This is a genomic window from Lichenibacterium ramalinae, assembly GCF_004137085.1.
Taxonomy (GTDB): Bacteria; Pseudomonadota; Alphaproteobacteria; order Rhizobiales; family Beijerinckiaceae; genus Lichenihabitans; species Lichenihabitans ramalinae.
Map to the genome: position 1 here is coordinate 140,811 of NZ_QYBC01000018.1, position 7,102 is coordinate 147,912.

The 7,102-nt window shown below is 71.6% G+C and carries 4 protein-coding genes; 3 read left to right on the top strand and 1 reads right to left on the bottom strand.

Going from position 1 to position 7,102, the window contains the following annotated elements:
* Positions 1-58 precede the first annotated feature (58 nt).
* Positions 59-1,639: an aldehyde dehydrogenase (NADP(+)) gene (locus tag D3272_RS20215; RefSeq protein WP_129221016.1), complete on the bottom strand. Its 1,581-nt coding sequence runs from the start codon at positions 1,637-1,639 to the stop codon at positions 59-61.
* A 304-nt stretch (positions 1,640-1,943) separates the two neighbouring features.
* Here D3272_RS20215 and D3272_RS20220 point away from each other — a divergent pair, with 304 nt between their 5' ends.
* From D3272_RS20220 to D3272_RS20230, 3 genes are all read left to right on the top strand, one after another.
* Positions 1,944-4,106 (top strand): type I secretion system permease/ATPase, encoded by a 2,163-nt coding sequence (locus tag D3272_RS20220; protein WP_129221017.1) that lies wholly within the window; start codon positions 1,944-1,946, stop codon positions 4,104-4,106.
* Positions 4,103-5,566, top strand: coding sequence for an HlyD family type I secretion periplasmic adaptor subunit (locus D3272_RS20225; protein ID WP_129221018.1), 1,464 nt, complete (start codon positions 4,103-4,105; stop codon positions 5,564-5,566). Before D3272_RS20220 ends, D3272_RS20225 begins: the two co-directional genes overlap by 4 nt.
* Before the next feature lie 144 nt (positions 5,567-5,710).
* Positions 5,711-7,102 (top strand): methyl-accepting chemotaxis protein (locus D3272_RS20230; protein ID WP_165361438.1); only part of this gene is annotated, 1,392 nt, incomplete at its 3' end.

Consider the following 7,102-nt stretch of genomic DNA (forward strand, 5'->3'; position numbering starts at 1 on the left):
CCCGCCCGCCGTCGCACGCGGCACCGGGGTCGCCTCCGGTGCCGCGGTGGTGGTGGGTTCAGCCCGGAAGGACCGCCTTGCCGTCCATCATGTGGGGCAGGCCGGCCAGCGCGGCGTCCCGCAGGGCCTCGGGCAGCAGTTCAGCCGGCAGGTCCTGGTAGCAGACCGGGCGCAGGAAGCGGCGGATCGCCAGCGAGCCGACCGAGGTCGAGCGGCCGTCCGAGGTGGCGGGGAAGGGGCCGCCATGCACCATGGCGTGGCTCACCTCGACGCCCGTCGGCCAGCCGTTGGCGAGGATGCGCCCGGCCTTCACCTCCAGAACCGGCACGAGCCGCCGGGCGAGGTCCGCGTCGGAGGGCTCGAGGTGCAGCGTCGCGGTGAGCTGGCCTTCGAGCTTGCGCGTCACGCGCACCAGCTCCTCGATGTCGCGGCACCGCACGACGAGCGATGAGGCGCCGAAGACTTCGTGGGACAGCGCCTCGTCGGCGAGGAAGTCGGCGGCCTCGGCCACGAACAGCGCGCCGGTGCCCCGGTTGGCGCCCTCGCCGACCTTGCCCTCGGCGACGCAGCGCACCCGGCCGTTGCCGGCGAGCGCCTTGCGGCCGGCCTCGTAGGCGGCGTGGATGCCGGGCGTCAGCATGGCGGGCGGCGCATAGTCCTGCATGGCGGTCGCGGCCGCCCCCACGAAGCGGTCGAGGTCGGGGCCGGCCAGCGCCAGCACGAGGCCTGGATTGGTGCAGAACTGGCCCGCGCCCATCGTCAGGGAGCCCACGAAGGCCTTGCCCAGGGCCTCGGCCCGCGCCGCGAGGGCGCCGGGCATGAGGTAGACGGGGTTGACGCTGCTCATCTCGGCATAGACCGGGATGGGCTCGGGGCGCGCCGCCGCGAGGGCGACGAGGGCGAGGCCGCCCCCGCGCGATCCCGTGAAGCCCACGGCCTTGATGCGCGGGTCGCGCACCAGCGCGGCGCCGGTCTCGTTGGCGCCGAGCAGCAGCGTGAAGGTGCCGGCCGGCAGGCCCTGCGACGCCACGGCCTTGCGCACCGCTTCGCCGACGAGTTCGCCGGTGCCGGGATGGGCGGGGTGGCCCTTGACCACGACCGGGCAGCCCGCCGCCAGGGCCGAAGCGGTGTCGCCCCCCGCCACCGAGAAGGCCAGGGGGAAGTTGCTCGCCCCGAACACCGCCACCGGGCCGAGCGCGATGTGGCGCTGGCGCAGGTCGGACCGCGCCAGGGGCTTACGCTCGGGAAGGGCGGTGTCGACCCGGAGGTCGAGCCAGTTGCCGGCCCGGACCACGCCGGCGAAGAGCTTCAGCTGGCCGACGGTGCGGCCCCGCTCGCCCTCGATGCGGGCCCGCGGCAGGCCGGATTCGGCGCAGGCGCGCTCGATCAGCGCGTCGCCGAGCGCCATGATCTCGTCGCCGATCGCTTCGAGGAAGGCGGCCCGCGCTTCGGGCGTGGTGTCCCGGTAGGCGTCGAAGGCGTCCTCGGCCAGCGCGCAGGCGCGCGCGACCTCGGCTTCGCCCGCGAAGGCGAAGGCGGGTTCGAGCGCCGCGCCCGTCGCGGGGTCCACCGCCCTGAAGGTGGCGGCGCGGCCGGACAGCCGTTCCGAGCCGATCACGATGTCGCCGGTCAATGCCATGGTGTCGTTCCTCGCCGTTCGGGCCGAGCCGAAGGGCCGCCCGCTGTCGCGGCCATGAGCTAATGCGTCGGGCGGGCCTTGTCACCCGGCGCGGGTCCCCGGGCGTGCCGCGGCGTCGCCCACGATTGCCAAGCCACGGAAGTCGCCATAGAGATTCGGGCACGTCGCGTGCCTGCGTCTCGACCGCGGGCGGGGCCGGCGCCCTGCATTTCGACTGTGTTAAGACCTCGGCGCGACTCTGCGTCCGACCGTCGAGGGACGAGCGCCGACGGATCGGCGCGATCATTCGGAAACGCGCTTCGCCATGAACCAAGCCGCAGCCCCGATGACGCCCACGCCGAGGCCCGATGCCGGCCTGCGCGCCGTCTGCGGCATCGCCGCCTATTACCGGATCGCCGCCGACCCGACGCACCTCCAGCGCGAACTCGCCCTCATCGGCCGCGACGCCGACATGACCGACCTGATGCGGGCGAGCGCCATGGTGGGCATGAAGGCCCGCCGCGTGAGCCGGACCAGCGAGAAGGCGCTGGTGGCGACCCCCACCCCGGCCATCGCCAAGCTGCGCGAAGGCGGCTTCGTGGTCTACGGCGGCCGCATCCCCGACGGGCGGCTGCGCATCGTCGACCCCGTCACCAGCATCGACCGGGCGCTGACGCCCGAGGAGTTCCTGCGCGAGGTCGAGCCGCAGCTGCTGCTCGTCGGCCGCCGGGTGGGCGGCGCCGGCTACGACCCCAAGAGCTTCGGCTTCCGCTGGTTCCTGCCCTCCATCTGGCGCTACCGCAGGCCGCTGGCCCACGTGCTGCTGGCGTCGCTCTTCGTCCAGATCTTCGCCCTGGTGACGCCGCTGTTCTTCCAGGTGGTGGTCGACAAGGTGCTGAGCCACAAGGGTTACTCGACCCTCATCGTGCTCGTGATCGGCATCGTCATCGTCGGGCTGTTCGACGTCGTCCTGCAGTACCAGCGCACCTATGCGCTGTCGCACACCACCAACCGCATCGACGTCGAACTCGGCCAGCGGCTGTTCCGCCACCTGCTGCACCTGCCGCTCGCCTATTTCGAGACGCGCGCCGCCGGCCAGACGGTGGCGCGCGTCCGCGAACTCGAGAATATCCGCGCCTTCCTCACCGGGCAGGGCCTGTTCTCGGCACTCGACCTCGTCTTCACCTTCGTGTTCATCGCGGTGCTGTTCGCCTATTCGTGGAAGCTCACCCTCGTGGTGGTGCTGTCGATCCCCGTCTACCTCGTCATCGCCTTCGGCTTCAGGCCGGCGCTGCAGGAGCGGGTGCGGGACAAGTTCAACACCGGCGCCATGAGCCAGCAGTTCCTGGTGGAATCCATCGTCGGCATCCAGACCGTGAAGGCCTCGGCCGTCGAGCCCATCATGCAGGCCCAGTGGGAGGAGCGGCTCGCCGCCTACGTCAAGACCTCCTTCGGCGTCACCATGCTGTCGGCCTTCGCCCAGAACGCCGTCACCTACGTCAGCCGCGTCACCACCGCGCTGCTCATGCTGTTCGGCGCCAAGGCGGTGATCGACGGCGACTTGTCGATCGGCGCGCTCGTGGCCTTCAACATGATCGCCGCGCAGGTGACGGCGCCGGTGCTGCGGCTCAGCCAGCTCTACCAGGACTTCCAGCAGGTGCAGATCTCGGTCGAGCGGCTCGGCGACATCCTCAATGCCCCGGCCGAGCCCGCCATCCAGGCCCGCACCGTGCTGCCGCCGCCGCGCGGCCTGATCGAGTTCCGCAACGTCACGTTCCGCTACCGCCCGGGCGCCAACGACGTGGTGAAATCCGTCGACCTGCAGATCCGGCCCGGCGAGGTCGTCGGCATCGTCGGGCCGTCGGGCTCCGGCAAATCGACCCTCACCAAGCTGATCCAGCGCCTCTACATGCCGCAGGACGGGCAGATCCTCCTCGACGGTGCCGACCTCACCCAGGTGGACCCGGCCTGGCTGCGCACCAACATCGGGGTGGTGCTGCAGGAGAACCTGCTGTTCAACCGCACCATCCACGAGAACATCGCCTTCGCGGCACCCGCCATGCCGCGCGCCCAGGTCATCGCCATCGCCAAGCTGTCTGGCGCCGACGAGTTCATCGCCAAGCTGCCGGGCGGCTACGACACGGTGATCGAGGAGCGGGGCGCCAACCTGTCGGGCGGCCAGCGCCAGCGCATCGCCATCGCCCGCGCGCTCGCCACCAACCCGCCGATCCTGATCTTCGACGAGGCGACCTCGGCGCTCGACTACGAGAGCGAGCGGGTGATCCAGAACAACATGCGCCAGATCGTGCGCAACCGCACCGTCATCATCATCGCGCACCGCCTCGCCGCCGTCCGGCCCTGCGACCGGATCATCGGCATGGAGGACGGGCGCGTCATCGAGGTCGGCGCCCACGACGAGCTGATCGCCCGGCAGGGCGGTCTCTACCGCAAGCTGTGGACGCTGCAGAACGAGCAGGTGCAGGCATGAGCTCGCTTCCCGCCACGACCCAGCCCCCCAAGCCCCCGGCGCCGCGCCGCATCCGCCTCAGCCGCGGCGACCACGAGTTCCTGCCGGCCGCACTCGAGATCTTGGAAACGCCGCTGTCGCCGGTGCGGGCCAGCATGATCCTGACGATCTGCGCCTTCGCCACCGCCGCCCTCGTCTGGTCGTATTTCGGGCGCGTCGACATCATCGCCACCGCCCAGGGCAAGATCCAGCCGGTGGGCCGCACCAAGACGGTCCAGCCGCTGGAAACCGGCAAGGTGCTGGGCATCGCGGTGCAGAACGGCGCCCGGGTGAAGGCCGGCGACGTGCTGCTGACGCTGGACCCGGGCGAAGCGCGGGCCGACGAGGCGACGCTGCGGGGCAACATCGCCTCCGAGCGGGCCGAGGTCCTGCGCCGCACCGCAGCCCTGACCCAGGCGTCGCGGCGGTCCCTCGCCGCCGTGCCCGACATCGCCTTCCCGCCCGACGTGCCCGCCGCCATCGCGGTGCGCGAGCAGCGCGTGCTCGCCCAGGACATCGCCCAGCTCGCCAGCACGGTGGGGAGCCTCGACGGCCAGGTGCGCGAGAAGGCGGCCGAGCGCGAGCGCCTGAAGGGGACGATCGACGCCCAGCAGGTGCTGGTGACGACGCTGAAGGAACGCGTCGACATGCGCCAGACGCTCGAGGCGACGCGATCCGAGTCCCGCGCCAAGGTGATCGACGCCCTCGAACTGCTGCAGACCCAGCAGGCCACGCTGGCGTCTGAGCGCGGGCAGATCGGCGAGATCGACGCCAGCCTCGGGCGGCTCCAGCGCGACATCGAGAAGAGCTACACGACCTTTTCGGCCGAGAACGCCCAGAAGCTGGCCGATGCCGAGCGGCTGATGGACGAGAATGTCGAGAAGTTCGCCAAGGCGCGCCTGAAGACCGGCGACATGACACTGAAGAGCCCCATCGACGGCACGGTGGCGGGTTCGGTCATCACGTCGGTCGGCCAGGTCGTGACGGTGGGCGAGCAGGTGATGCAGATCGTGCCGGCCGATGCCGCGCTCGAGATCGAATGCTACCTGCCCAATGCCGACGTCGGCTTCGTCCGCAAGGACCAGCAGGCCGTGGTGAAGATCGAATCCTTCCCCTTCACCGACTACGGCACGATCGACGCCGCCGTGGTGCGGGTGGCCCACGACGCCATCCCCCAGCCCGACGCCGACCAGCGCGAGCAGAACCCCGCCGCGGCCGCCAAGGACAACGGCATGTTCGGGGGCGGCCAGCGCTTCCAGAACCTCGTCTATCCCGTGACGCTGCACATGGACCGCACCGTCATGAGTTCCGAGGGCAGCGACGTGCCGCTGGTGCCCGGCATGGCGGTGACGGTGGAGATCAAGACCGGCACCCGCCGCATCCTGTCCTACCTGTTCGCACCCATCCTCCAGGTGGCGACGACGGCCCTGCGGGAGCGGTGATGCGGGAGGACCGAAATGGTCCATCCGTGGTCCGTGGCCGCCCGTTCAGGGCGGATGTTAGGCAAAAATCAGCCAATTCGGATTAGGGGAGATCAGGTCCGGTGACGGCGCCGGGGGCGCGGTCCGGGCAGGGGCCCCCGCGTCATGATGAATGCGCTCAGAAACCTGACGATTCTCCGCAAGATCGCGGCGGTCTTCGCCGTGCTGGTGGGCCTCGTGGCCCTGTCCGGCGTGCTGTCCTACCACCTGTCCGGCGAACTCCAGGCGGCGGCGGACCGGCAGACCGAGGCCGGCCGGCTGGTGATCGCCGCCAAGGACGCGCTGGCCTCGGCCGTCGACCTCAGCTCGCACCTGCGCGGCCTCGTGATGACCCGCATCCCCGGCAACGCGACCGACATCGCCAAGGACCAGGAGCGCTTCGACGCCCGCATCGCCGATGCCCGCCGCGCCACCGACCTGTCCGCCGACCTCGCCGGGCAGATCGACGCGCTGGCGGCGGCCGAGGCGGCCTGGCGTCGCCAGGTAGTCGACGTGGTGATGCCGCTCACGGCCTCCGTCGACACCATGGACCAGGCGTCCGCCCTCATGACGACCGAGATCAACCGCAAGATGGTCGGCGACATCCGCGCGGCGGCGGCGCAGGTCCAGGCCACCGCCAAGGCGCTCGCCGACGCGGCCGCGGCCCGCCACGCCGACGCGCTGGCCGTGATGCGCGGCAGTTCGCTGACGACGACGCTCGTCGTCGCCCTGGCCGCCGCGGCCCTGAGCTGGCTGTTGACGCGGCTCATCGGCACGCCGGTCGTTTCGCTCACGGCGAGCATGCGCCGCCTCGCGGGCGGCGACGTGGAGGCGCCCGTGTCCGAAGCCGGGCGCCGCGACGAGATCGGCGCCATGGCGGCCTCGCTGGCGGTGTTCAAGGCCGCGGCGGTGGAGAAGCTCCGGCTCGAGGCCGACGCCATGGCGGCGGGGCGCCTGACGGATGCGGAGCGGGCCCGCACCGCGGCCCTGCTGGCGGAAGCGGCCGCCCAGCAGACGCAGGTGGTGGAAGCCGTGGCGGCCGGCCTATCGCGCCTGTCCGCCGGCGACCTCGCCCAGCGCATCGATGCGCCGTTCCCGGCCGACTACGAGCGGCTCCGGTCGGACTTCAACGATGCCGTCGCGCGCCTGCAGGACACGATGCGGACGGTGGCGGCCAGCGCTTCCGCCATCCGGTCCGGCACGGGCGAGATCTCCACCGCCTCCGACGACCTCAGCCGCCGCACCGAACAGCAGGCGGCCTCGCTCGAGGAGACGGCTGCGGCCCTCGACGAAATCACCGCGACGGTGCGCAAGACCGCCCAAGGCTCCAAACACGCCCGGAGCCTCGTCGGAACGGCGCGGGGCAATGCCGAGCAGTCCGGCCGGGTGGTGCGCCAGGCCGTCGAGGCCATGAGCGGCATCCAGGCCTCGTCGCGCCAGAGTAACTACCCACGGGGTCGCGTGAGATCGGCGTCGTCGGAAGGGGTCCGTCGAGGTGCAACGAGGACTTGCGTGTCC